22 protein-coding genes are annotated in these 25,832 nt (G+C 71.3%); 10 read left to right on the top strand and 12 right to left on the bottom strand.

Features of this window, described 5'->3' with window-relative positions:
• The first annotated feature begins 100 nt into the window (after window positions 1–100).
• Genes ABD882_RS00215 through ABD882_RS00225 form a run of 3 tightly spaced genes read left to right on the top strand, consistent with a single transcriptional unit; the run spans window position 101 to window position 2,338 of the window.
• Entirely contained in the window at window positions 101–1,036 is a 936-nt protein-coding gene (locus ABD882_RS00215; protein WP_345183145.1) for a GlxA family transcriptional regulator, read from the top strand.
• Window positions 1,037–1,046: 10 nt separating this feature from the next.
• Window positions 1,047–1,991 (top strand): pseudouridine synthase, encoded by a 945-nt coding sequence (locus ABD882_RS00220; protein ID WP_345183147.1) that lies wholly within the window; start codon window positions 1,047–1,049, stop codon window positions 1,989–1,991.
• 35 nt (window positions 1,992–2,026) lie between these two features.
• Entirely contained in the window at window positions 2,027–2,338 is a 312-nt protein-coding gene (locus tag ABD882_RS00225; RefSeq protein WP_345183149.1) for a thioredoxin family protein, read from the top strand.
• Window positions 2,339–2,379: 41 nt separating this feature from the next.
• Here ABD882_RS00225 and ABD882_RS00230 read toward each other — a convergent pair whose 3' ends face one another.
• From ABD882_RS00230 to ABD882_RS00255, 6 genes are all read right to left on the bottom strand, one after another.
• The gene (locus ABD882_RS00230; protein ID WP_345183151.1) at window positions 2,380–3,789 is read right to left on the bottom strand and encodes a GmrSD restriction endonuclease domain-containing protein; all 1,410 of its coding nucleotides are present in this window, start codon (window positions 3,787–3,789) and stop codon (window positions 2,380–2,382) included.
• Between the two features lie 120 nt (window positions 3,790–3,909).
• Window positions 3,910–5,724, bottom strand: coding sequence for a Na+/H+ antiporter (locus tag ABD882_RS00235; RefSeq protein WP_345183154.1), 1,815 nt, complete (start codon window positions 5,722–5,724; stop codon window positions 3,910–3,912).
• Window positions 5,725–5,999: 275 nt separating this feature from the next.
• Entirely contained in the window at window positions 6,000–6,629 is a 630-nt protein-coding gene (locus tag ABD882_RS00240; protein WP_345183156.1) for a TetR family transcriptional regulator, read from the bottom strand.
• Complete coding sequence (locus ABD882_RS00245) at window positions 6,626–7,540, bottom strand: sugar kinase (protein ID WP_345183158.1); 915 nt, start codon at window positions 7,538–7,540, stop codon at window positions 6,626–6,628. Before ABD882_RS00245 ends, ABD882_RS00240 begins: the two co-directional genes overlap by 4 nt.
• Before the next feature lie 73 nt (window positions 7,541–7,613).
• Window positions 7,614–9,461 (bottom strand): ABC-F family ATP-binding cassette domain-containing protein, encoded by a 1,848-nt coding sequence (locus ABD882_RS00250; RefSeq protein WP_345183160.1) that lies wholly within the window; start codon window positions 9,459–9,461, stop codon window positions 7,614–7,616.
• Between the two features lie 71 nt (window positions 9,462–9,532).
• On the bottom strand, window positions 9,533–10,300 hold the full coding sequence (locus tag ABD882_RS00255) for a biotin--[acetyl-CoA-carboxylase] ligase (protein WP_345183163.1): 768 nt from the start codon (window positions 10,298–10,300) through the stop codon (window positions 9,533–9,535).
• 134 nt (window positions 10,301–10,434) lie between these two features.
• Here ABD882_RS00255 and ABD882_RS00260 point away from each other — a divergent pair, with 134 nt between their 5' ends.
• Both ABD882_RS00260 and ABD882_RS00265 read left to right on the top strand, forming a co-directional pair.
• The gene (locus ABD882_RS00260) at window positions 10,435–12,024 is read left to right on the top strand and encodes an acyl-CoA carboxylase subunit beta (RefSeq protein WP_425563304.1); all 1,590 of its coding nucleotides are present in this window, start codon (window positions 10,435–10,437) and stop codon (window positions 12,022–12,024) included.
• Window positions 12,021–12,245, top strand: a complete 225-nt coding sequence (locus tag ABD882_RS00265; protein ID WP_345183167.1) for an acyl-CoA carboxylase subunit epsilon — start codon at window positions 12,021–12,023, stop codon at window positions 12,243–12,245. The genes ABD882_RS00260 and ABD882_RS00265 overlap by 4 nt, the downstream gene beginning before the upstream one ends.
• Window positions 12,246–12,494: 249 nt before the next feature.
• On the opposite strand, the gene ABD882_RS00270 is transcribed toward ABD882_RS00265, so the two are convergent.
• From ABD882_RS00270 to ABD882_RS00285, 4 genes are read right to left on the bottom strand one after another with little or no spacing between them, the layout of a single operon-like run.
• Window positions 12,495–13,508: a hypothetical protein gene (locus tag ABD882_RS00270; RefSeq protein ID WP_345183169.1), complete on the bottom strand. Its 1,014-nt coding sequence runs from the start codon at window positions 13,506–13,508 to the stop codon at window positions 12,495–12,497.
• Window positions 13,505–14,734 carry a sensor histidine kinase gene (locus tag ABD882_RS00275; protein ID WP_345183171.1) on the bottom strand — a complete coding sequence of 410 codons (1,230 nt, stop codon included), beginning with the start codon at window positions 14,732–14,734 and terminating at the stop codon, window positions 13,505–13,507. The genes ABD882_RS00270 and ABD882_RS00275 overlap by 4 nt, the downstream gene beginning before the upstream one ends.
• A gap of 20 nt (window positions 14,735–14,754) precedes the next feature.
• Window positions 14,755–15,420, bottom strand: a complete 666-nt coding sequence (locus tag ABD882_RS00280; protein ID WP_345183173.1) for a response regulator — start codon at window positions 15,418–15,420, stop codon at window positions 14,755–14,757.
• 41 nt (window positions 15,421–15,461) lie between these two features.
• On the bottom strand, window positions 15,462–16,766 hold the full coding sequence (locus ABD882_RS00285) for a class I SAM-dependent RNA methyltransferase (RefSeq protein ID WP_345183175.1): 1,305 nt from the start codon (window positions 16,764–16,766) through the stop codon (window positions 15,462–15,464).
• 71 nt (window positions 16,767–16,837) lie between these two features.
• Here ABD882_RS00285 and ABD882_RS00290 point away from each other — a divergent pair, with 71 nt between their 5' ends.
• Both ABD882_RS00290 and ABD882_RS00295 read left to right on the top strand, forming a co-directional pair.
• Window positions 16,838–17,497, top strand: coding sequence for a Maf family protein (locus ABD882_RS00290; protein ID WP_345183178.1), 660 nt, complete (start codon window positions 16,838–16,840; stop codon window positions 17,495–17,497).
• A gap of 95 nt (window positions 17,498–17,592) precedes the next feature.
• On the top strand, window positions 17,593–19,362 hold the full coding sequence (locus tag ABD882_RS00295; protein WP_345183180.1) for an acetyl/propionyl/methylcrotonyl-CoA carboxylase subunit alpha: 1,770 nt from the start codon (window positions 17,593–17,595) through the stop codon (window positions 19,360–19,362).
• 66 nt (window positions 19,363–19,428) lie between these two features.
• On the opposite strand, the gene ABD882_RS00300 is transcribed toward ABD882_RS00295, so the two are convergent.
• The gene (locus tag ABD882_RS00300) at window positions 19,429–20,868 is read right to left on the bottom strand and encodes an NAD(P)H-quinone dehydrogenase (protein WP_345183182.1); all 1,440 of its coding nucleotides are present in this window, start codon (window positions 20,866–20,868) and stop codon (window positions 19,429–19,431) included.
• Between the two features lie 114 nt (window positions 20,869–20,982).
• Between ABD882_RS00300 and ABD882_RS00305 the strand changes: the two genes are divergently transcribed.
• Genes ABD882_RS00305 through ABD882_RS00315 form a run of 3 tightly spaced genes read left to right on the top strand, consistent with a single transcriptional unit; the run spans window position 20,983 to window position 23,761 of the window.
• Entirely contained in the window at window positions 20,983–21,813 is an 831-nt protein-coding gene (locus ABD882_RS00305) for a purine-nucleoside phosphorylase (protein WP_345183184.1), read from the top strand.
• The gene (locus ABD882_RS00310) at window positions 21,810–23,504 is read left to right on the top strand and encodes a phospho-sugar mutase (protein WP_345183186.1); all 1,695 of its coding nucleotides are present in this window, start codon (window positions 21,810–21,812) and stop codon (window positions 23,502–23,504) included. Before ABD882_RS00305 ends, ABD882_RS00310 begins: the two co-directional genes overlap by 4 nt.
• A 2-nt stretch (window positions 23,505–23,506) precedes the next feature.
• Window positions 23,507–23,761: an HPr family phosphocarrier protein gene (locus ABD882_RS00315; RefSeq protein ID WP_345183190.1), complete on the top strand. Its 255-nt coding sequence runs from the start codon at window positions 23,507–23,509 to the stop codon at window positions 23,759–23,761.
• 5 nt (window positions 23,762–23,766) lie between these two features.
• Here the strand turns inward: ABD882_RS00315 and ABD882_RS00320 are convergent, their stop codons facing one another.
• On the bottom strand, window positions 23,767–25,698 hold the full coding sequence (locus ABD882_RS00320; RefSeq protein ID WP_345183192.1) for a BglG family transcription antiterminator: 1,932 nt from the start codon (window positions 25,696–25,698) through the stop codon (window positions 23,767–23,769).
• Between the last annotated feature and the right edge of the window lie 134 nt (window positions 25,699–25,832).

The raw sequence follows: 25,832 nt of genomic DNA on the forward strand, positions 1-25,832 counted from the left end.
ACCTTCCTGTTCGGCTGCCCATCCGGGCACAGCACCAGCCTGCTCCTCGATCCGAAGACCGAACAGTGTCCGGATAGACAATATGTGTCACGATATGGCCATGCATAATGTCGTCGTGGTCGCACTCCCGGGCGTCTACCCGTATGAGCTGGGTGTCCCCAGCCGCTTCTTCGGCGCCGCGGAGCGGGACGGGACCATGCTCTACTCGGTGACCACGTGCACCCTCGACGGCCTCCCCGTGCGGACGGACGCCGACTTCTCGATCACGCCCACGGCCGATCGGACCGCTCTGGAGACCGCAGACACGATCATCGTCCCGCCCTGGAGCGGCGCCCAGAGTTCCGGGGATCCGATCGGGCTGGCGCGGTTCACGGATCGCCGCGTGGTGAGCTACTGCACCGGGGCGTTCACGGTCGCGGCGTCCGGACTGCTGGATGGCAGGGCCGCGACCACGCACTGGTGCGCGACCAAGGAGTTCATGAGACGGTTCCCCCAGGTGCGGATGAGACCCGACGAGCTCTTCGTCGACAACGGCGACGTCGTGACGGCGGCCGGCGCCTCGGCCGCCGTCGATGCGACCCTGCATCTGATCCGCAGCGACCATGGCGCGGCGGTGGCCGCGGCGACCTCCCAGCGCACCCTGGCTGCGCCGCATCGCGGAGGAGGACAGCGGCAGTTCATCGCTCGGCCGGTGGTCCCCGCCGCGACCAGCGGCACGGCGAGCGAGATCCAGGCGTGGCTGTCTGAACGCGTCGACGAACCGCTGTCGCTGACCGCGGTGGCCGAGCGGTTCGGCATGAGCGTCCGCACCCTGACCCGGCGATTCCGCGCCGAGACGGGTCGCACCGTGGGCGACTGGTTCGCCGACGCGAGGGTCGATCGCGCGCGAGAGCTGTTGGAGACCACCGACATCCTCATCGACACGGTCGCCGCCCGTTCCGGTTTCGCCACGGCCGCGGCGCTGCGCAAGCACTTCCGCGACCGGATCGGGCTGGCTCCTCAGCAGTACCGCACCCGGTTCGCCCAAGCCGTCTAGGCTGGTTCGAATGGCAATGCCGTCCCCCCTCCCCGTGCGCAACGGCGTCGGCGCGACCAGACTGCGGGTGCCGGCCACGGGACCGTGGCCCACGGTGGGCGCGTTCATGACCGAGCGGTTCTTCCACCTCGATCCGGAGCGACTGCTGAGCCGGTTCGATCAGGGCGAGATCGTGGCGATCGACGGGGCGGCCCTCACCCGCCGAACGCCGCTCGGCGTGCACGACTTCGTCTGGTACTACCGCGAACCGGCGGTGGAGATGCACATCCCGTTCGAGGTCGAGATCCTGCACCAGGACGCCGATCTCCTGGTTGTCGACAAGCCGCATTTCCTGCCCACGACCCCGGGCGGCAAGTTCCTGCAGAACTCGGCGCTGATCCGCCTGCGCAACCTGCTCGACAATCCCGACCTCGCACCGATTCATCGCCTCGATCGCGCCACCGCCGGGCTGCTGATGTTCTCCGTGCGACCCGAAACGCGCGGCGCCTACCAGCTGCTGTTCGAACGGCGCGAGGTGGAGAAGGTCTACGAGGCGGTGTCTCCGCTGCCGCAGGGCTGGGATCCGGGATCGCCGGCGCTGAGCGGGCTCCCGTTCCCGCTCGTTCATCGCAACCACATCGAGAAGCTGCGCGGGACCGTGCGCGTGCAGGTCGATCCGGAGCGGCAGCCGAATGCGGAGACGCTCGTCGAGCTGATCGGATTCGACGATCGCGTGCTGCACACCCTGCTGCGCCCGCACTCCGGCCGGATGCATCAGTTGCGCGTGCACCTCGCCGAACTGGGTGTCGGGATCCTGAACGACGTGTTCTACCCCGACCTGCTGCCCGAGCAGCCGGACGACTTCACCCGCCCGCTGCAGCTGCTCGCGCGAGAGCTGCGCTTCACGGATCCGCTCACGGGCGCGCCCCGTGAGTTCGCGACGAAGCGGATGCTGCAACAGGCGCCGCAGCCCTGACCGCACTTGTATGACGGCCGGTGGATGATCGTCTCATGCGGATCGAGATACTGACGATCGAAGGCTGCCCGAACGGTCCCGCGGCTGAGCGGGAGGTGCGCGGCGCGCTGGCCGCGCTGGATCTCGATATCGCACCGACCTTCCGCGTGATCGCGTCCTCCGACGAGGCCGCCGACGTCCCGTTCGCCGGCTCGCCGACGGTGCTGGTGGATGGTGCGGACGCCGTGCCGGGATCGGAGCCGATCCAGGATCTGGCCTGCCGGATGTATCTCACACCTTCCGGTCCTGCCGGTCACCCGACCGCGGAGATGCTGATTCCCGCGCTCCGCGCCGCGCTCGCGCGCTGACGCGGCTCCCGGGGAAGCGCCCGTCTCACGTCGTCAACGCCTCATTCGCACGCGACACCATCGCCGTCACGATCGAGCTTGCGGCTGTATCCCGGTTGTCCCGCGTAGATGGGCGCCGCCCCTGCCGCGCGCGCCTCGCTGCAGTTCGCGTAGTACGAACTCGCCGGGGGCGCGGCAGGCACAGGCGCCTCCGGTGCGGGGGCGGGCTCCGGCGCCTGGACAAGCGGAGCGGGCGCCGCCGGCACCGGAGCGGGCGCTGCCGGCACCGGAACGACCACGGGCGGCGCGACGGTCGGCGTCGGCGCAGGCACCGCGAAGACGGACGTCGCGGACGACTCCCCGGGGCAGTCATCGAGGATCCGTGCGATCGCATCGTGCTCCGCCTGCGTGACCCAGAGGCCGTATGCGGCTTTGACCGCGACCTGGCGGGCGACGTACGTGCATCGGTAGCTCTTGTTTCGCGGCAGCCACGTCGCTGCATCCCCGTCCCCCTTCTGGACGTTCGCCTCCGCAGTCACCGCCTGAAGGTTCAGCGGATCGTTCGCGAGTGTCGTGCGCTGGTCGGCGGTCAAGCTCTGCGCTCCGGTCTGCCAGGCGTTCGAGAGTGCCACCACGTGGTCGATCTGGACGAGGTCGGAGGTACCCGGGCCTCGCACGAAATCGATGACCTTCCCCGTGTACGGGTCGGCGAGCGTGCCGGAGAGCACGGTGCACGTTCCGCGACGGAGAACGCCGCTCAGCTGTGCGCCGAGAACGTCGTTGCGGGTGTCGCAGCCATTGCGGTCGACGTCGAGCCAGCGCTGTCCGAACTGGTCGCGGCTGTACCCCGTCTTCGCTGCCACCCCCTTGACCTGGAGCGTGGCCAGCACCTCCTGCGCGGAACGGCCGGCGGTCGCCGAGGTGTCGTGCGCCGCGGAGGAGACGCCGTGGAACGCGATCGGGCCGAGAGCGTCCTCCGGCGAGCTGGTGGCGGTCGGTGTCGCCGTCGGCAACGCCACGACCGGCGCGGGCGACGTGCGTGACGCGACGGGTGCGGCCGGCCGATGTCCGTACGCTGCGGCGCTGATGCTGCCGGTGACCAGGAAGATCACCGCAGCGATCGACGTCGCAACCGCCGCGCCTCGCGGGCTGCGAAATCCCAGCCATGTACGCGTTCTCTTCGTGAGCGCCACAATGCCCGTGATCAGCACCACCAGCGCCAGGACGGCGAACAGAGGCGAGAGCAGGATCCCGATGCCGAGCGCCAGGAGTCCGATCAGGGCCCAGGCCCAGACAGGCAGGCGGCGCCATCCGGCGCGGGCCGACTCGGACGTCACCTCGGCTGCGCGCGGGACGGGCGCGGCCTCGGCAGGCATCGCCTGCCGGACATCCGTCCATGCGGCGCCGTCCCACCAGCGCAGCATGCGCGCGTCGTCCGGGTCGGCGTACCAGCCTGCGGGTGCGTTGGTCATCGTCGTCGTCCGTCCTCGCCGGCGCTGCAGGAGGCCGCGAACCGATTCCGGCGCCGGGGTCAGGCGCCCGCGACAGCATAGCGCGCTATGCGCCTGCTGTGAGGCCGAGCACCCGTCGGATCAGTCGAACTCCTCCAGCCCCTGCAGCCGCAGCTGCTCGAGGTCGAGGCGCGCCGAGATCCGCCGCACCACGAGGTCATCCACGGTTCCGGAGCGGCGCAGTCCCAGCAGCACCTCGCGCTTGCGGTCCAGCAGCGCCAGCTTCAGCCGGCTGAACTCCTCGTGCCGGATCAGCGGCGAGCGCTGCATCAGGTCGACGTTCTCCGAGGTCGCGATCATCTGCAGCGTCGCTCCTTCGATGAGCGGGCGGCGCGCAGCGGCTCCGGAGGCTCCGTCCGGCTCTCCCGACCCGGTCGCCTCGGTGCCCCGGGTGTTCTCCAGCACCCCGGATCCCTCGAACGGCTCCGGCTCCGTGCCGGCCGCCAGCGGATCGGGCTGGTCGAGCAGCGCGTCCAGCGCCTTGACCTCGGCGTCCACGAGCGCCTGCTCGCGGGCCAGGGTGCGCGCGTTGGTGTACTCGAGCATCTGGTAGCCCTCGAACCGGACCCGGTCGCGCACCTCGTCGCTCACGCCGTGCTCCGCGGCGAGATCGTTCAGCGCGGCGAGCGCGGCGCCCGAGATGGTGCGCTCAGCGAGCTCGTACTCCTCGATCTCGCCCTGGTCGGCGGGGATCCTGGCCCACCGCACGATCGCCGGCAGCATCGTGCCCTGCACGAGCAGGCTGAGCAGGATGACTCCGGCCGTCACGAACACGACCTCATCCCGACCGTCCACCGCTCCCCCGGCGACGGCGCCGGCGGGCACCGAGAGCGCGATCGCCAGAGACACCGCACCGCGCATGCCGGCGAACGTGTTGAGCACGCGCGAACGCGCGCGCACCCCGCGCGGCGGGCGCGGCCCCGTACGCCCGTAGAAGGGCGCACCGACCAGCTGGAACAGGTAGCGCACCACGAGCAGCGCGACCCACACGGCGAGGGTGATCAGCACCAGGCGGCCGATCGAACCCGCGGAGATCTGGTGCACCACGTACTGCACCTCGAGTCCGATCAGCACGAACAACGCGCCGTTGAGCAGGAACACCCCGAACGGCCAGGCCGCCTCAGCCTGCCTCCGGGAGGGTGCCGTGGTCACGCGCGGGGAGACGTACGCGATGATCACGCCCGCGACGACGACGGCGAGCACGCCGGACGCGCCGATCAGCTCGGCGAGCAGGAAGGCCGTGAACGGGATCAGCAGCAGCGCGGTGTTGATCACAATGGTCGAGCTGATCGCGCGCAGCAGCAGGAATCCGAGGTAGGCCACAACGACCCCGGCGACGATCCCGCCCAGGTATGAGACCACGATCGTCCCGGTCACGCTCAACGGCGTAACGTGGCCGCCGACCGCGAGCGAGATGCCGATCGCGTACAGCACGAGGGCGGTGCCGTCATTGGTGAGGCTCTCCGCCTTCAGCTTCATGAACATGCGCCGGGGCAGCATCCGGCCGAGCGCGGCGACGGCGGTCGCGTCAGGCGGGGCGACCGCGGCGCCGAGGATCAGCGCGGTCTCCCATGGCAACCCGAACATCAGTCCGATGCCTGCCACCGCGAACGCCGATGCCACGACGAGCAGGGTGCTCATCGGCAGGATGTAGCGGAAGTCCCGCCGGATGGAGCGCAGCGAGGTCGTCAGGCTCTCCCAGAACAGCATCACCGGCAGGAAGAGCAGCAGGACCGTCTCCGGAGGCAGCTGGATGTCGCGCAGCGCGGGGACGAAGCCCAGCGCGAGGCCCAGGATCACGAGCACGAGAGGCAGCGCCAGTCGCACGCGGGGCGCCAGCAGAGCTCCGACGAGGATCGTGAGCCCGAGCAGGACGGTGACCTCGAGACCTTCCATGAGCGTCCTCCTGTCGCCTCGGCTTCGGACGCGGCGTGCACCCGTGGAGTGCACAGCACCGTGTGCCTCCACCGTATTCCCGCAGGCGCCGCCGCGACAGGCCAGAACTCGGCCGCGGTATGCGCCGGATCGCCGACCACAGCGTCCGTCGCCATCGAATCCCCTGTTCGATGGCGACGGCCGCGATCCCCAGTGAAACGATAGACGATCGTCTACGCCCCCCCTTGTGAGCGTACCGAACCGCGGCGATCAGCGCAAAGCCGTCTTCCGGACGCTCAGCCGCCGAGCAGGCGCATCGCGTCGGAGATGACCTCCGCCGCGTCCGGGATCCCGATGCCGATGAGCATCGCCTGCACGAAGAGCGGTTCCTGATGCGGCTCGTAGGTGTCCGCGAACCGGAGGGAGGACAGGATCCCGGTCAGCACCACGATGATGAACTGGACCGAGTCGTCGAGCGACATCGTCAGCGTGTACCCCTCACGCGCGACCGCGCCGCGCAGGCAGGTCAGCAGCATCTCCGCGAGCGTCGCGCGGAAGGGCGCGATACGCGCCGTATCGACGGAGGGATCCTGGAAGAGCAGGACCGCGGCCGCGAGCACGGGATCCGTGCGTGCGGACGCCGCGAGCCCCCCGATGACGAGGATGCAGGATCGGATCGGGCTGGACGGGAATGCCGCCTCCGCCGCGGCCAGCACACCGGAGGAGGCTTCGGCGGAGCGTTCCGCGATCGCGTCGACCAGCGTGTCCTTGGTCGGGAAGTGACGGCTGAACGCGCCCTTGGTCAGGCCGATCCGCTCGCCGATCCGCGACAGCGAAGCTCCGGAATAGCCGCGCTGGATGATCTCGTCCGCGGCGGCCGCGAGCAGTCTCGACCGCGTCGCACCTGCCTCGGATCCCGATGTCATCGCTCCACCGTAGCGATGTCGGCGACCGCGATGCCGTCGTTCGTGGACTGGAGCACGAGGTGAGCCCGCTCGTGCCCCTCCTGAAGGCATTCGCGCGCGCTCCGCCCGCGCAGCAGCCCTGCCAGGTAGCCGCCGGCGAACGCATCGCCGGCGCCGACCGCCTCCACCACCTCGGTCGGGATCGCGGGGACGAAGACGGTGCCCTGCGCGGTGAACTCGGTCGCGCCGACGTCACCGTCTTTGACGATCAGCCGCGACGGAGCGGGAAGGATCTCGCGCACGTCGTCGGGTGTGCGGCATCCCCACAGCGTCTCGGCCTCGTCGCGCCCCACGAAGACGACGTCGGCGCGGTTCGCGATGCCGCGCAGCACCGGCGCCGCCTCGGCCACCGACCACAGCGGCAGCCGGTGGTTCACATCGAAGCTGAGCAGCGCCCCGCTGCCGGCGACGCGGGCGATCACCGACTCGATCATCGCCGCGCAGGCCGCGGAGAGGGCGGGCGTGATCCCGGAGATGTGCACGATCTGCGCGTCCTCGAGCGGCACGGGCGCGAGCGTCGACGGAGTCATCCGCGAGGCCGCCGAACCCGCCCGGTAGTAGCTGACACCGCGACTCGGATCCTTGAAATAGACGCCCGTGGGAGCCGATCTGTCGACCGCCACCCAGCGGGTGTCGACGCCCAGCGCCGCGACCTCGCGGTGCACCCGTCGGCCGAGCACGTCGTCGCCGAGAGCGCTCACCCAGGCGGCGGATCCGCCGAGCGCGGCGACGTGCCCCGCCACATTCGACTCGGCGCCGCCGACGCCGAGCCGCACGACGCGGGCATCGAGCAGCGGTGCGGCGTCGAGGGGGGCGACCACTGCCATGGTCTCGCCGATCGCGATCAGCGCGGGGGTGTGCGGAGGAGTCATGCAGGCATTCTTCCGTGCCATCGCAACACGCGCAACGCCGTTGCAGCACACGCACTGACCGGCGGGCGCGCGATCACCCCAGCTGCTCGGTGAGTTCGAACCAGCGCAGTTCGAGCTCCTCCACCTCTGTTTCCTGCGCGGCGATCTTCTTCATCCGCTCCCCCAGGCCGGCGTAGTCGGCCTGGTCGTGGTCGGCCAGAGAGCGCTTCGCGGCGTCGATCTGCTGGGCGAGCTTCTGCATGCGCCGTTCGAGGGCTGCGAGTTCCTTCTCGGCCGTGCGCCGCTCCGCCCCCGCGAGCGCGGGCTCTCCGGATCCCGACCCCGATCCCGATCCCGCCGCCGCGGGCAGGACGGATCCGGATCCGGCGATCCCCTTCGCCGTCGCGTCCTCGCGTTCGCGCAGCCGCAGGTACTCGTCCACGCCGCCCGGGAGGTGCCGCAGCCGCCCGCCGAGGATCGCGAACTGCTGGTCCGTGACGCGCTCCAGGAAGTACCGGTCGTGGCTGACCACGAGGAGGGTGCCCGGCCAGGAGTCCAGGAGGTCCTCGATCGCGGCGAGCATGTCGGTGTCCATGTCGTTCGTGGGCTCGTCGAGGATCAGCACGTTCGGCTGATCGAGCAGCACGAGCAGCAGCTGCAGCCGGCGCTGCTGCCCGCCGGAGAGGTCCTTCACCGGCGTGGACAGCTGGGCCGAGGAGAAGCCGAGGCGCTCCAGCAGCTGTCCGGGAGTGAGGTCGGCCGCCTTGGATCCGGTGCCCAGCGTGTAGGACGTGCGCAGCCGGCCGATCACGACCCGGACCGGCTCGTCCCAGACCTCCTGCAGCTCGTCGAGGCGCTGCGTGAGCGTGCGCACCTGCACGGTCTTGCCGTGCTTGACCCGGCCCGCGGTCGGCGCGACGGTCCCGGCGACGAGGCCGAGCAGCGTCGACTTGCCTGCGCCGTTGACCCCGAGGATCCCGGTGCGCTCGCCCGGTGCGATTCGCCATTCGACGTCGCGCAGCACCTCCCGGTCCGGCCGGGATCCCGTCGCGGGGAAGGTCACGCCGGCATCGATGAGGTCGACGACCTCCTTGCCGAGGCGAGCCACGGCGAGCGACTGCAGGGCGATGCGGTCGCGGATCTCGGGCACGTCGGCGATGAGCTCGTTCGCGGCGTCGATGCGGAACTTCGGCTTCGAGGTGCGCGCGGGCGCACCTCGGCGCAGCCATGCCAGCTCCTTGCGGGCGACGTTCTGACGCTTCGCCTCGCTCGCCGCCGCCATCCGGTCGCGTTCGACGCGCTGCAGGATGTACGCCGCATAGCCGCCCTCGAAGGGCTCGACGATCCGGTCGTGCACCTCCCAGGTCTCGGTGCACACCTCGTCGAGGAACCAGCGGTCGTGCGTGACGACCATGAGCGCGCCCTGGTTCGCCGGCCAGCGCCTGCGCAGGTGCGCTGCGAGCCAGGTGATGGCCTCGACGTCGAGGTGGTTGGTGGGCTCGTCGAGCGCCACGATGTCCCAGTCGCCCGCCAGCAGCTGCGCGAGCGCGACACGGCGGCGCTGCCCGCCGGACAGATCCGCGACCGACGCATCCCAGTCCAGGTCGCGGACGAGGCCGTCGATGACATCGCGCACCTTCGCGTCGCCCGCCCATTCGTGCTCGGCGGCCCCGCCGACGATGGCCTGGCCCACGGTGAGCGCGTCATCCAGCACGTCGGCCTGATCGAGCACGCCGATCGTCGTGCCGCCGCGCCGGGTCACGCGTCCCGCGTCGGGTTCGAGCCGGCCGGCCAGCATCGCGAGCAGGCTGGACTTGCCGTCGCCGTTGCGGCCGACGATGCCGATCCGATCGCCCTCCTCGATCCCGAGGGTGATCGAGTCGAAGACGATGCGGGTGGGGAATTCGAGGTGGAGGCCTTCGGCCCCGAGCAGATGCGCCATGTCCCTCCCAGGGTAGTCGGCGCCGCCGTCCGGACGCTGGGCGGACGAGTGCCGGAAGAGACGGGCGAACGTCAGGCGGGCCGCAGGTGCACGATGTCTCCGGCGGCGATCCGATGCTCGGCGCCGTCGGCCGTGACCAGCAGGCAGCCGTCCTCGCCGAGTCCTGTCGCCTCACCGACCAGCTCCGCGCCGCCGGGCAGCACGACGCGCACGCTCTGCCCGAGGGTCAGACAGCGCGCGGCGACCGCGTCGCGGAGGCCGCTCGCGACCGCAGATCCGTGCTCGTCGAGGCGGGCGATCCACGCGTCCAGCCGGGCGAGGTAGCCCGCGACGAGCAGATCGATGTCGACCTCGACGCCCTCGACGGCGAACGACGTCGCCGTCGGCACGGGGAGCTGCGCGGCGGTCATCGCCGTGTTCACCCCGGATCCGACGATCACGGTGTCGGATCCGGTCGCCTCCGCGAGGATCCCGCTGATCTTGCGGCCGGCGACGAGCACGTCGTTGGGCCATTTCACTCCGACCTGCCGCTCGGGCAGCTGCGCGGCGACCGCCTCGGACATCGCGAGCCCGGCGGCGAGCGGGATCCACCCCCGCTCCGCGACGGGGATCCCGGGAACACGCAGCAGCACGGACAGAGCGACAGCCGATCCGGCCGGCGCGGTCCAGACCCGATCCAGCCGGCCCCGGCCCGCGACCTGGTCCTCGGTGAGGATCGCGGACAGGTGCGGCCACCCCGCCGGGTCATCCGCGTGCGCGCGCAGATCGGCATTCGTGGATCCCGTGGAGGCGAGGATCCCGAGACGGGCGGCGGCCGCGGTGCTGTGCGGGAAGCTCATCCGGTCACCCTAGCCGTGCCACCCCACGGGGCCGCGTGAGCGAGCGGTGCACAGAGGGTCCGCACAGAGGATCGCCGATCCCGTTGTGCCGGGCATCCAACGGGCGCTGCGGCCCCGGCGCTAATGTGGAAACCGTGACGGACACGCCTGACCTCTACACGACCGCCGGCAAGATCGCCGACCTCCGCGCCCGCTACGACGCGGCCGTCGTCGCGCCGGAGGCCGCCGCCCAGCAGAAGCAGCACGCCAAGGGCAAGATGACCGCCCGCGAGCGCATCGAGCTGCTCGTCGACCCGGGCAGCTTCGTCGAGTTCGACGAGTACGTGCGGCACCGCACCACCGCGTTCGGGATGGACAAGAACCGCCCCTACGGCGACTCCGTCGTCACCGGCGTCGGCACGATCAACGGCCGCACGATCGCGGTCTACTCGCAGGACTTCACGACGTTCGGCGGATCGCTCGGCGAGGTCTCCGGCGACAAGATCATCAAGATCATGGAGTTCGCGCTGCGCAGCGGGGTGCCGATCATCGGCATCCTCGACTCCGGCGGCGCGCGGATCCAGGAGGGCGTGCTCGCGCTCAGCAAGTACGGCGAGATCTTCCGCGCGAACACGCGCTCGTCCGGCGTGATCCCGCAGATCTCGATCATCATGGGCCCGGCCGCGGGCGGTGCCGTGTACGGACCGGCCCTCACCGACTTCGTGATCATGGTCGACAAGACCAGCCAGATGTTCGTCACCGGCCCCGACGTGATCAAGACCGTGACCGGCGAGGACGTCGGCATGGAGGAGCTCGGCGGCGCCTACACCCACAACACCCGCTCCGGCGTCGCGCACTACCTCGCCGAGGACGAGGACGACGCGATCGACTACGCGCGCACGCTGCTCGGCTTCCTGCCGGACAACAACATGGCCGAGCTGCCGACCTACTCCAGCAGCTTCGAGTTCGAGACGACGGACGCGGACCGCACCCTCAACACGCTGATCCCCGACTCCGCGAACCAGCCCTACGACATCCACACGGTCATCGAGCACGTCGTCGACGACGCGGAGTTCCTCGAGGTGCAGCCGCTGTTCGCACCGAACATCGTGATCGGATTCGGCCGTGTCGAGGGCCGCTCCGTCGGAATCATCGCGAACCAGCCCTCGCAGATGGCGGGCACGCTGAACATCGAGGCCGGCGAGAAGGCCAGCCGCTTCGTGCGCTTCTGCGACGCGTTCTCGATCCCGATCGTCACACTCGTGGATGTCCCCGGGTACCTGCCGGGCACCGACCAGGAGTGGACCGGCGTGATCCGCCGCGGCGCAAAGCTCATCTACGCGTACGCGGAGGCCACGGTCCCTTTGGTGACCGTGATCCTGCGCAAGGCCTACGGCGGCGCCTACATCGTGATGGGCTCCAAGCAGCTGGGCGCCGATGTGAACCTCGCCTGGCCGACGGCGGAGATCGCCGTGATGGGCGGCCAGGGCGCCGTCAACATCCTCTACCGCGGCGAGATCAAGCGCGCCGAGGAGGCCGGGGAGGACGTCGCCGCCGTGCGCACCCGGCTCGCCAACGAGTACACGTACAGCGTGACCTCGCCCTTCCTCGCCGCCGAGCGCGGCGAGATCGACGGCATCATCGAGCCGGCGAACACCCGCGTCTCGATCGCGAAGGCGCTGCGGGCCCTCCGCGGCAAGCGCGCGGAGCTGCCCCCGAAGAAGCACGGGAACATCCCGCTGTGAGCGCGGACCAGGCGGCCGCGTCGGTCGAGATCCAGGTGCTGGGGGGTTCCGCGTCCGAGGAGGAGCTGGCCGCTCTCATCGCCGTGCTCTCCGAAGCGTATGTCGCCGAGGAGGCCGACGCGGTCGCGGTGCACAAGCAGGTGTCGGTCTGGCAGCGCAACCAGCGCGGCCTGCGCACTCCGCTGCGCCGCGATGTCCCGTGGGGACGCTTCTCGGGCTGAGCAGGATCACCGGCCACGGGAGCCCGCGACAGGATTTTCACCCGAGTCCGAATTTGTCCCCCAAAATACCTACAGACATCGGTCTTGCGGAGCGGAAGACTCTTACTTGCAACGCTTCGCGTTCGGCCGGATCTCTGCCACAGGGTAGGCAGACGATCTCCGGTCTCCGCGGACGGTTTTCGGGTAACCGTTCCGCACATGGCGAGGGGTAGGCGGCTTCGCCACCCCTCGCCCTTCCTTTTGCCCGGCTCAGGGACCGGGAGGGGCGTCGCGCGGGATTTCGCGCCACAGCTCGACGGAGTCCTCGTCGGAGGACTCCCCCGCGGCCGAGCGGCCCACGACCGTCACGGCGATGCGCTCGTCCTTGGGTGCGCGGATGATGAGCCGGGCCGAGGAGGAGTCCGCCAGCACGTCTGCCAGCTCCGCACGGATCCGCTCCTTGACCGACTCGTCCAGCCCGTTCAGCCCCCCGTCGTCGAAGACGGTGACCGAGGCCCCCCGCGCGCGCGCCCTCTCGATCGCCTCCCGGGCACGCTCGTTGAGCAGTTCGCCGCCGCGGATCTCGTCGCGGAGCCGCCCCTCCGCCAGGTGCGCGGTGCGACGCTCCCCCTCGGAGAGGTTCCCGCGCTTCTCGATGACCCTGCTGAGGCTCGGCCCCGCGACGTGCAGTGCGTACTGCACCCGCTCGCGGCGCTCGCGCTGGCGCACGATCTGCGTCGCCTGCCAGGCCGAGGCTGCCTGCTGGATCTGCGCCAGCCGATCCGTGTCGCGCACGGCGCGACCCCAGAACGCGACCAGCAGCTGGGCGACGACCATCCACACGGCCGACCCGACGAGTCCGAGCCCGAGGGCGTCGGGGAGTCCGATCCAGGCCATCGACGAGACCGTGAGCACACCGAGCACCGCCCATCCGACGACGGGCCTGCGGCGCACGATGCAGACGACCCCGATCAGGCCGACCGATCCGATGTACCAGGTCGCGTAGGGGGCACGCAGTGACCTCGGTTCCAGCCCGAGATTGGTGAGCTCCGGAATCGCGATCGCCGCGACCAGGGCAGCCGCGGCAGCCCAGCGCGGCATGAGAGTGCGCCGGCTGGATCCGGACACCGCGATCACCGTGATCGTCGCCAGGAAGATCAGCACCGCCAGCAGCATCAGGATCGGCCGCGCGGGCGGCGAGGTCCACCACAGCGCCCTGGCCGCGAAATACAGCGAGAAGATCAGCGCGAGCACGGTCGCGACGATGCGGACGGTGAGCCTCATGACTGCGACCATCCCAGCGTGACCACGGTGCCGCGCCGGTCGGAGTCGATCGTCGCGACGCCCCCCACGGCCGCCATCCGGGCGAGGATCGACGCGCGGATCCCGAGACGGTCCGCGCCCACCGACGACGGGTCGAATCCGCCGCCGGTGTCGCTGACTTTGACCGTGAGCCCCGTGTCGCCGTGGCCCTCGACCACGATCGCGAGGCCCCGGCCCGCGGCGTGCGTGACCGCGTTGCCGATCGCCTGCCGCGCGGCGAGCGCCATCGCCCGTGCCACGCGGTCGGGGACGGCGCCGTGGCCGTACCGCTCGACGTCGACCGGTACGCCGAGCTGCGCCACGGTGACACGCAGATCCTCCGCGATCAGCTCGATCTGCACCGGCTCGTCGCTGCCCTCCTGCGCGGGCGCCTCGGCGTTGGCCAGGCGGGTCAGCGCCTCGCGCGCCATCTCGACGGCGAGGATGCGCGCACGATCGGTGTCGGCGCGCTCGGCGGCGATCAGCGCCGCGAGCACGCTGTCATGCATGAGCGCGGCGACCGCGACCCGCTCGTGCTCCACGGCCTCCGCCGACGCCGCCTCGGTGTACAGCGTGACAGCGCGCCCCCGGGCTTCGTCGACGCCCTTCGCGACCGACCGGAACATCCAGCCGAGGGCGACGAGCACCAGGCCGAGGATCAGCGTGAACGAGACGTCGAAGGCGGTGACGATCCAGAACTCCGGCCGGAACCCTCCCTGGATCAGCCGGACGAGTCCGTACAGGAACGGTCCGATCAGCGCCCAGGTGATCTGCACGCCGAGCGGGAAGGCGACCACCGCGGCCACTCCTGCGACGTTCACCAGGAAGAAGATCCACGGCTGATCGCCCGGGATCACCCTCGGGCCCCGGCTCGCGACGAACGGCCACAGCGCGAGCACGACGATGTAGGTGACGAAGAACACCCCCGCCGCGACGCGCACGCCCCGCCCGATCGCGCAGCAGGCCAGCATCACGAGCCAGGGGACGAACACGAGCGCCGTCATGCTCAGGTGCGGCAGATCGGGCACGGTCATCTTGACCAGCGCGTTGATCAGCGCCTGCGTGCCGAGCGCGAGCGCTCCGACGCCCACGACGATGGCGATGATCCGCTCGATCCGCCGTCCGGCGAAGCGTTCCAGTTCCTGCCCGACCTCGCCGGGCGTCGGGATCCTCTCCCACGCCTCGCGGAGGCCCTGATCAGCCGACATGCCGTTCCGCCGGCGACAGCTCAGCCGACACCCTGCGGATCCTCCTGCGACGTGTTCACGATGCCGTCCTCCATCGCGCGCCGCAGCAGGTCGACCTTCGTCGGCGCAGGGCGCCCGACGTCGACGTACTTGACCCTGATCCGGGTGATGTTCTCCTTGGCGGTCGAGTAGGCGACGCCGAGCCGCTCCGCCACGACCTTGAGCGGCAGGCCCGTCGCGTACAGCCGGAGCACCTCGCGCTCCCGCGTCGACAGCTGCGCGTCGGCGAAGGCGGTGTCGCCGTCGACCGCGTTGGCCCACTCCACGTTGTTCAGCGCCTCACCGCGCGCGACCGTGCGCACGGCCGCGATCACGTCGTCCAGCGGCGAGGACTTGCTGATGACGCCCGCGGCACCGGCTGCCAGCGCCTCGCGCACGGCGGCAGGGCGATCGGCGACGCTGTGGATGACCACGCTGGATCCGTCCGCCACGAGGCGGGTGACGTTCTCCGTGACCGTGGTGCCGTCGCCGAGCGTGAGATCGAGCAGGACGACGTCGGCGGGCACGGCGGTGACACGTCGACGTGCGTCGAGGTACTCGGCGACGCCGGCCCCTGCGAACACGACATCGAAGGATGCCCGCTCGAGCGCCGCCGCGAGTCCGAGACGGACCGACTCGTGGTCGTCGATCAGGGCTACGCTGCTCACGCTCTCACCCTATCCCGCACGGTCGCACCGAGAAGCCGCCGTCACCGGGACAGCAGCGCCACCGTCTCGAGGTGGTGCGAATGCGGGAACAGGTCGAGGGCGCGCATCCGACGGGGTTCGTAGCCGAGCCCGCGGAAGGTCGCGAGGTCGCGGGCGAGGGCGACCGGATCGCAGGCGACGTAGACGATGGCCGCCGGATCCAGCGCCGCGACGTCCTCGACGACCGCCCGTCCGGCCCCGGAGCGGGGCGGATCGAGGATCACGGCGCCGCCGGCGACGTTCTGCGGGCCCGCGTCGCCGGCCCGCAGGTACCGATCCACGCGGGCCGTGACCGCCGTCACATCGACGTCGCGGAGGTTCTCGACCGCGTGCCGGGTCGCGCGCGGTGAGGATTCGACCGTCGTGATCTTGCGGGCACCCAGGCGCGCGAGCGTCGCCGCGAAGAGGCCGACCCCGCCGTACAGGTCCAGATGCTCGGCCTCAGGAGCGACGGATCCCTGCAGCAGGTCGGCGACGGCGCCGTCGAGCAGCGCCGCGGCGTCCGGGTGGATCTGCCAGAAGCCGTCGACGTCGAGCTGGAACTCACGGCCGCCGACGCGCTCGATGACCGTCTCCGGCGTGGGCCTGCCACGGCGCGGGCCCCGGCGATCCTTCCGGGAGAACCGCTCGGATTCCGGCCGCACCAGGAAACGCACCTGTCCGTCGGCCGGTTCCACCAGCTCGATGCGCCCCTCGGGGAGATCGCCCAGGGCGCGCGCGGCGGCGTCGATCGCGGGGCGGGCCAGCACGTGCTCGGCGACGGGAACGACCCGGTGGCTGCGGGCCGCGTACGGCCCGATCCGGTGCTCGGCGTCGACGTGCAGCGTGACCCTGGTGCGCCAGTTCTCGTCCGTGCCGGTGGCCTCGACCTCGGGGGCGGCGATGCCGCCACCGGCGAAGCGATCCAGCGCCTCCTGCAGCACCTGTCGCTTCAGCGCGCGCTGATGCCCGATCTCGATGTGGCCGAGGTCGGCGCCGCCCGGGCGCTGCTCAGGTGGGCGGGAGACGTCGGCCTCGGCCCACACGTGCGGTCGGCGATGCGGGGAGGCGTCGAGCACCTCGACCGTCTCGGCCCGCCAGAACGACCTCTTGTCGGCGGCGCCGTTCCCCGTCTCCGAGCCTGTCGAAGGGACCGGATCCGTCACCCGCGCCCGCACCCGCTCCCCCGGGATCGCGTCGGCGACGAACACCACCCTGCCCTCGTGCCGGGCGACGAAGACGCCGCCGTGCGCGATCGCGGTCACGTCGAGATCGAGGAGCGGGCCGGCGGACGCGTCGGTCCCTGGGCCTGTCGAAGGGTCGGTCATCCCCTGATCATCCCAGACCCGGCATCTCGCAACCTGCGCGGAGGCCTGCCCGCGCCCGCTAGCGTGAGGGGATGCGCGTCTGCCTGGCCTCCACCTCGCCCGCCCGCCTCGCCCTGCTCCGGCAGAGCGGCATCGAGCCGCTGTGCGTCTCGCCCGACGTGGACGAGGACGCGGTCGCCGCCGCCGAGGCGGAGCGCCGCGGACGGGTGCTCACCCCGCAGGAGGTCGTGCTGCTGCTCGGCCGCGCCAAGGCCGCCGACGTGGTGGGACGGATCCGTGCGGATCACCCCGATTTCGACGGCATCGTGATCGGCGGCGATTCGATGTTCGAGCTCGACGGCGCGGTGCACGGCAAGCCGCATCTGCCCGAGCGCGCGATCGCCCGCTGGCACGACATGCGCGGCCGCACCGGCGTGCTGCACTCCGGGCACAGCGTGATCCGAGTGAGCCCTGGGGCGCCGGATCGGGAGGAGCACGCGGTCGCGGAGGCGTCGGTGACGTTCGCCGCCGACATCGACGATGCCGAGATCGACGCGTACGTGGCCAGCGGAGAACCGCTGCAGGTCGCCGGAGCGTTCACCGTGGACAGCCTCGGCGGCGCCTTCATCGAGCGCGTGGACGGGGATCCGTCCACCGTGGTGGGGATGTCGCTGTCCACGCTCCGGCATCTGGCCGGCCGGCTCGGGATCCGCTGGACGGACCTCTGGAACGCGCTCCCCGCTTCGGCCTGATCACCGATCTCTCGTCGGATCCCGCACGTGCTTCGCGTGGATTCTTGTGGAGAGTGGTCAAAAATATCGGGGGCGCTGTCGATAGGCTGACACTCATGCCTGCCATCGCCAAGGTGCTCGTCGCCAACCGCGGCGAGATCGCCGTCCGCATCATCCGCGCCGCGCGCGACTCCGGTCTCTCCTCCGTCGCCGTCTACGCCGACCAGGACCGGGACGCGATGCACACGCGCCTCGCCGACGAGGCGTACGCCCTCGACGGCGCGACCAGCGCCGAGACCTACCTGCAGATCGATAAGATCCTGTCCGTGGCCCGCCGCGCCGGCGCCGACGCGGTGCACCCGGGATACGGGTTCCTCGCCGAGAACTCCGCATTCGCCCGCGCCGTGATCGGCGCCGGAATGGTGTGGATCGGCCCGTCCCCGGAGGCCATCGAGGCCCTGGGGGACAAGGTCACCGCGCGCCACGTCGCCGAGAAGGTGGGCGCGCCGCTCGCCCCCGGCACCCCCGGCCCCGTGGAGACGGCCGCCGAGGTCGTCGCCTTCGCCGAGGAGGTGGGCCTGCCCATCGCGATCAAGGCCGCGTACGGCGGCGGCGGACGCGGCCTCAAGGTCGCCCGCGAGCTGGGCGAGGTCGCCGAGATGTTCGAGTCCGCGACCCGCGAGGCGGTCACCGCCTTCGGCCGCGGCGAGTGCTTCGTGGAGAAGTACCTCGACAAGCCGCGTCACGTCGAGACCCAGTGCCTGGCCGATGCCGAGGGCAACGTCGTGGTGATCTCCACGCGCGACTGCTCGCTGCAGCGCCGCCACCAGAAGCTCGTCGAGGAGGCCCCGGCTCCCTTCCTCACCGACGAGCAGAACGCGCTGCTGTACTCCGCGTCCAAGGCCATCCTCAAAGAGGTCGGCTACGTCGGCGCCGGCACCTGCGAGTTCCTGATCGGCGCCGACGGCACCGTGTCCTTCCTCGAGGTGAACACCCGCCTGCAGGTCGAGCACCCGGTCTCCGAGGAGGTCACCGGGATCGATCTGGTCCGCGAGCAGTTCCGCATCGCCGCGGGCGGAACCATCGACTACGACGATCCGACCCCGCAGGGGCACTCGATCGAGTTCCGGATCAACGGCGAGGACCCCGGCCGGGGCTTCCTGCCGCAGCCCGGGCCGGTGCACGTGTTCAAGACGTTCGGCGGCCCGGGGATCCGCCTCGACTCCGGGGTCACCGCGGGCGACGAGGTCTCCGGCGCGTTCGACTCGCTGCTCGCCAAGATCATCGTGACGGGCAAGGATCGCGCCCAGGCGCTGGAGCGCTCGCGCCGCGCCCTGGAAGAGTTCGAGATCTCTGGCCTGCCGACCGTCCTGCCCTTCCACCGCAAGGTCGTGAACGACCCGGCCTTCACCGCGGAGGACGGCGTGTTCGGCGTCTACACGCGCTGGATCGAGACCGAGTTCGTGAACGACATCCCCGCCTGGGACGGCGAGCTGGAGGCGGCTCCCGAGCCGAAGGGCCGGCACACCGTCGTCGTCGAGGTCGCCGGCAAGCGCCTTGAGGTCAGCCTGCCCGACCGGGTGGCGGCGTCCGTGGTCGGCACCGGTGGCCGCCCCGCCGCGGTGCCGCCGTCGCGGCGCAGTCACGCCAAGACCGTGAACTCCGGCGCGTCCGGCGATGCGGTGAAGTCGCCGATGCAGGCCACGATCGTCAAGATCGCGGTCGAGGACGGGCAGCAGGTCGTCAAGGGCGACCTGGTCGTCGTGCTCGAGGCGATGAAGATGGAGCAGCCGCTGCAGGCCCACAAGGACGGCGTGATCGGCAACATCAACGCCGCCGCCGGATCCACGGTCTCGGCCGGCCACCAGCTCCTCACGATCAGCTGACGCGGATCTGAACGACGAAGCGGCGCCCCTCCCGAGGAGGAGCGCCGCTTCGTCGACGTGCGGGACCTACTTGGCGATGTAGACCTGGTGCATCGCCCGGGTGGCGTCGGTGATGCTGCTGGTGATCGACGGGTAGGCGGCGAACACGCGCGAGACCTGGTCCACGTTCAGCCGGCGCTCGACGGCGATCGCGAGCGGGTAGATCAGCTCGGAGGCGCGGGGGGCGACGATCACGGCGCCGATCACGGTCCCGGATCCCTTGCGGGCGAGGATCTTCACGAAGCCGTCACGGATCCCCTGCATCTTCGCCCGCGGGTTCGCGGCGAGCGGGAGCTTGTACGCGATGCCGTCGGCGATCCCGTCCTCGATGTCCTTCTCGGAGAACCCGATCGTGGCGATCTCCGGGGCGGTGAAGATGTTGGCGGTGATCTTGAGCTTCTCCAGCGGGATCACGATGTCGCCGAGCGCGTGGAACACCGCCGTGCGCCCCTGCATCGACGCGACGGAGGCGAGCGGGAAGAAGTTCGTGCAGTCGCCGACGGCGTAGATGTTCGAGACCGAGGTGCGCGCGACGCGATTGACGCGGATGTGGCCGGAGCCGGTGAGTTCGACGCCCACGTCCTCGAGCCCGATGCCCGCGGTGTTCGGGATGGATCCGACCGCCATCAGGCAGTGGCTGCCGTCGATGGTGCGTCCGTCGGACAGGGTGACGGTGACCCCGGTCTCGGTGCGCTCGACCTTGTCGGCGCGGGACTTGGAGAGCACCTGCATGCCGCCGCGCTTGAACACGCGCTCGAGCACCTTCGCCGCGTCCTGGTCCTCGCCGGGGAGCACCTGGTCGCGGCTGGAGACGAGGGTGACCTTGGCGCCGAGGTTCATGTAGGCCGAAGCGAACTCGGCGCCGGTGACGCCGGATCCGACCACGATGAGGTGCTCGGGCAGGGTCTTCATGTCGTACAGCTGCGTCCAGGTGAGGATCCGCTCGCCGTCCGGCTTCGCGGAGTCGAGCTCGCGCGGCGACGCGCCGACGGCGACGATGAGGGTGTCGGCCTCGATGCGGTCGAAGTCGGTGCCGTCCTGGGAGGTGGACACCACGATCGCGTCCGGCCCGTCCAGCCGTCCGTGCCCCGAGAGGATGGTCACGCCCGCTTCCAGCAGCGTGGTGCGCATGTCCTCGGACTGCTGCCCGGCGAGCGCCATCAGGCGCTTGTTCACGGCGGCGAGGTTGATCGCGATCTCCGGCTTGAGCGGCTTGCCCTCCCCGCCCTTGGCGTAGAACTGCACGCCCAGATCCGACGCCTCCGCGATGGCGACCGCGGCATCGGCCGTGGCGATCAGGCTCTTGGACGGCACCACATCGGTGAGCACGGCGGATCCGCCGACGCCCACGCGCTCGACGAGCGTCACCTCCGCGCCGAGCTGGGCCGCGGCGAGCGCTGCCTCGTAACCACCGGGACCGCCACCGAGCACGGCGACGCGCTGAGAGCGCTCGAACATCAGGGTCATGCCTCCATTCTTCCGCATCCCTCGCGTCGGCGCGGTCGCACGGGATCCGCCCGCGGGTGCGCTCATCCGCGCCCGCCTCGCCCGTGCCAGGCCGGGGGCCGTATCCTCGATCTCATGGCTGACTGGAACCACCCCCTCGACGACCCGAGCGCCGACCCCTTCGCGATCGCCGCTGAGGCCGCATCCGACATCCACCGGCTCACGGGCGTCGACCACCACGACATCGCCGTCACCCTGGGGTCCGGCTGGGGCAAGGCCGCCGAGCTCATCGGCGAGACCGTCGCGACGATCCCCGCGACCGAGGTCACCGGCTTCTCGAAGCCCGCCCTGGAGGGCCACGTCGGAACGCTCCGCAGCATCGTCACCCCCGACGGCAAGAACGTCCTGGTGATCGGCGCACGCACGCACTACTACGAGAACCACGGCGTGCGTCGGGTCGTGCACAGCGTGCGCACGGCGGCCGCGACCGGCGCCAAGACGATGGTCCTCACCAATGGGGCGGGCGGCATCCGGGAGACCTGGAAGCCGGGCCAGCCGGTGCTGATCAGCGACCACCTCAACCTCACCGCGGACTCGCCGCTGGAGGGCGCGAACTTCGTCGATCTCACCGACCTGTACAGCAGGCGCCTGCGGGATCTGGCCCGCACGATCGATCCGACCCTCGATGAGGGCGTCTACACGCAGTTCCGCGGTCCGCACTACGAGACCCCGGCAGAAGTGCAGATGGCGAAGACCATCGGCGGCCACATCGTCGGCATGTCGACCGCGCTCGAGGCGATCGCCGCTCGCGAGGCCGGCATGGAGGTGCTGGGCTTCTCGCTCATCACCAACCTCGCCGCCGGCATCCAGACCACCCCGCTCAGCCACGCGGAGGTGATCGAGGCCGGGCAGCTCGCCGAGCCCGTGATCTCTGCGCTGCTGGCCCGTGTGATCGGCGCCCTGTGAGCGGGCACGAGGCCGCGCGGCTCGACGAGGCGCGCGCCTGGCTGCGGCAGGATCCGGATCCGGAGACCCGCGACGAGCTCGCCGGGATCATCACCCGGGCGGGTTCCGGCGACGCGGCCGCGATCGCCGACCTCGAGGACCGGTTCGCCACTCGCCTCGCCTTCGGCACGGCGGGCCTGCGCGGCGAGCTCGCCGCCGGATCGAACCGGATGAACCGCGTGCTGGTGGCGCAGGCCGCCGCCGGATTCGCCGCGTACCTGAGCGAGAAGGCCGCGCCGGGCACGGTCCCCGCCGTCGTGATCGGCTACGACGGCCGCAAGAACTCGCGCGTCTTCGCGACCGACTCCGCCGAGATCTTCGCGGGTGCCGGCCTGCGTGCGATCCTGCTGCCGCGGCTGCTGCCGACCCCGGTGCTCGCCTTCGCCGTGCGGCACCTGGGCGCCGACGCCGGCGTGATGGTGACCGCGAGCCACAACCCGCCGAACGACAACGGCTACAAGGTGTACCTCGGCGGCGCGGATGCGGGATCGCAGATCGTCGCGCCCGCGGACGCCGAGATCGCCGCCCACATCGAGCGTGTGGCCGAGCAGGGCGATGTCCTGGGCATCCCGCGCTCGACGGTGTACGCGACCGCCGGTGAGGACATCGTGGACGCGTACGTCGCCGCCACGGCCGCCGTCGCCCCCGCTCCGCTCGGCACGGCAGGGCTGCGCTGGGTGTACACGGCCATGCACGGCGTCGGCTGGGACACGTTCTCGCGCATCCTCGGCGCGGCCGGATACCCGGCGCCGTGGACGGTGAGCGAGCAGCGCGATCCGGATCCGACCTTCCGCACCGTCTCGTTCCCCAACCCGGAGGAGCCTGGCGCGATGGACCTCGCGTTCGCGAAGGCGCGCACGCTCGGCGCCGAGCTCGTGATCGCGAACGACCCCGACGCGGACCGGCTCGCGGTCGGCATCCCGGATCCGTCCGCCGAGGGCGGCTGGCGCCGGCTCACGGGCAACGAGGTCGGCCTGCTGCTGGGCTGGCGCGCCGCCCGCGCGGCCACGGCGGCGGGACCTGCCGCCCCGGGCACGTCGCTCGCGTGCTCGCTGGTGTCGTCCCCCGCCCTGCGCGCGATCGCCGAGCGGTACGGTCTGGACTTCCATGAGACCCTCACCGGCTTCAAGTGGATCTCCCGCGCCCCCGGCATCGCGTTCGGCTTCGAGGAGGCCCTCGGCTATCTGGTGAACCCCGAGACCGTGCGCGACAAGGACGGCATCTCCGCGGCGATCGCCCTGCTGGGGCTGGCCGCCGAGGCCCGCGGGCGCGATGCGACGATCGCGGATCTGCTCGATGAGCTCGCCCGCGAGATCGGCAGCTACGCGAGCGGGCAGGTCTCGATCCGCGTCGAGGACGTCTCTGTGATCGCGCAGATCATGGCAGCGCTGCGGCAGGATCCTCCCGCCGCGTTCGGCGAGAGCGCCGTCGCCGTGGTGGAGGATCTGCTCACCGCGGGCGGCGACGCTCCGGCGGGGGACGTGCTGCGCTACCGTCTCGCCGACGGTTCGCGGGTGATCGTGCGGCCGAGCGGCACCGAGCCGAAGCTCAAGGTGTATCTGGACGTGCGCGCGGAGTCCGCCGAGGCCGCCCGCACGGCCGTCGCCGGCCTCGACGCCTCGATCCGCGAGCTGCTGGCGCGCCTGAGCTGACCGTGGCGAGCCGCTCCGTCGTGATCCGCGCCGAGGGCGGGGCGCATGCCCGCCCCGTCGCGGAGCTGGTGCGGCTGGCGATGGCGCACGAGGGGCCGGTCGGCCTGGCCACGGCCGAGGGCCGCCGCGTCGACCTCGGCAGCGTGCTGGCCGTGATGGATCTCGCACTCGTCCCCGGTGACGAGGTCGTGCTCACGGCCGAGGGGCCGGGCGCGGAGGCGCTGCTGGACGCGCTGGCCCGAGTGCTCGACGGCTGAGACCGTCAGCCGTCGATGACGGCGACGAGCTCGTCCAAGAAGCCGACGAAGCTCGCCCCCCGCCGCACGATCCGCTGCACGCTCTCACCCTCGCCGAACACCTCGACGAGCTGCTCGAACACGGTCTGGAACGCGTCGCGATCCTGTTCGCTGAACGCGGCGAGCGCGACCACCTGCACCCGCCCGCTCCCCCAGGCGACCGACCCCGCCGCGACCCCGACTGCGATGGCGGTGCGCCGCGCCGTCATCTGCAGCGCGTGCGGCACGGCGAGCGCGTCGCTGAACGCGGTCGAGGAGAGCCGCTCGCGCCGGATCGTGTTCTCGATGTACTCCTCGTCGATCAGACCCGACTCGACCAGGCGTCCCCCGAGCAGCCGGATGATCGCCTCCTCGCCGAGGTCGGGCAGAGGCTGCACGTAGGCGTCCTCGGAGAGGTAGCGGGACAGTTCCTCGCGCAGCCGGGCCAGCCGGCGCGCGCGGCGCAGCCGGGCCGCGGACTGCTGCACCCGCTCCACATCCGCCTCGGTCAGGAACGGCTGGATCAGCACGGTCCGCTCGGCCGCGGCCGGCAACGGCACGGTGCTCAGCACCAGGTCGGTGTCGATCTCCGACGCGCTCGGATCCATCGCCGTGACGACCCGCACGACCTCGATCCCCTGGCCGAGGGAGCGGTCCACGCGGGAGCGGAGCACCTCGTGCAGCTCGTAGTAGCCGGGGCACACGATCGTGGCCGTGAGCAAGGTCTCCGCGCGTCGGCTGCGCTCCAGCCGGCCGCCGATGTGCATGGCCACGTAGGCGATCTCGTCGTCGTCGACGCGCAGCCCGAGCCGCTCCCGCAGTTCGCTCACCACCGACACGGCGACCTCGAAGATCATCGGATAGGCCGCCTTCAGCGACCGGGTCAGCGGGTTGCGGGCGTGCGATTCCTCCTGCGCGCGGCGGAGCAGGTTCTGCACGTGCAGGGCGAGGCGGAGGATGAACGCGTCGTCGGCGAGGTCGACCTGGTAGTCCGCCGACGCCCGCACGACCGCGGCGCGCACGGCCGCCTCGATCTGGGCGTCGAGTCCGGCGCGGGCGAGCGCCGCCGGATCCGTCCCGCCCGGCGTCACGATCCGGGTCAGCACCAGCCGGGCGAGATGGGCGAGGTCCCCCGCACCCAGGTCGACGCCCAGCTGTTCCCGGCAGAGCCGCCCGATCATCCGGGCGACCGGATCCGTCCCCTCGTCCGCGCCGTCGGTCGCGGGTTCCGCGCCGTCCAGCTCCCGGCCCGCCAGGACCCGGTCCGACGCGATCACGATGTGCAGCAGCACATCGCCGATCGCCAGCTCGTTCACGTAGTAGCCGAGCTCACCCAGGCCCGCCACCAGCGCGGCCTTGAGCGGCGCCAGCTGCTCCGCAGAGATCGCGCCGGTGTCGAGTGCAAGGCGGAACGGATCCACCGGGAAGTCCGCCGCGTCCATCTCATCGTGCGCGAGGGTGCTGAGCAGTCGGCGCTGATCCCGCTCGGTTCCGCGCAGCCGCACGACATCCCTGTCCCGCTCGAGGGCCAGCCGCGTGCCGTCGAGCAGGGACCGCACCCGGGCCAGGTCGGCCTCCAGCGTCGCCTCGCTGACATGCAGCCGGTCGGCCGTGTCGAAGACGTCGATCCCGCCCTCCTCGTCCAGCAGCGACCGCACCAGGGTGTGCAGGCGGGCACGCGGCGTCGATCCCGCTTCGGTCCGGGTCGCGAGCGCGGCCCGCGCCGAGGCGCCGGCGCGATAGCCAGCCGATCCGGAGACGACCGCATCGCCGTCCGGCACCCGCGCGTTCACCGCGGTGACGTACGCGCGGACGCTGCGGGGCGTGACGCCGAGCAGATCGGCCAGCCGGGGGCCGGCCACCCAGGAATCCTCCCGCAGCAGCGCGCTGAGCAGCCGATCCTGCCGTCGACTCGACACCCGTTGTCCCTTCGCCGTCCCGTGCTCCGCACGGACACCCTCATGATGCCAGGCATCGGGCGGGTCCGGGGCGGAACGCGCGTTCCGCCCCGGCGGAAGAGATCCTGGTGGCCGGCGCTCCCGCCCTCGGCCGA

The sequence above is a fragment of the Microbacterium panaciterrae genome (assembly GCF_039541635.1).
Classification (GTDB): Bacteria; Actinomycetota; Actinomycetes; order Actinomycetales; family Microbacteriaceae; genus Microbacterium; species Microbacterium panaciterrae.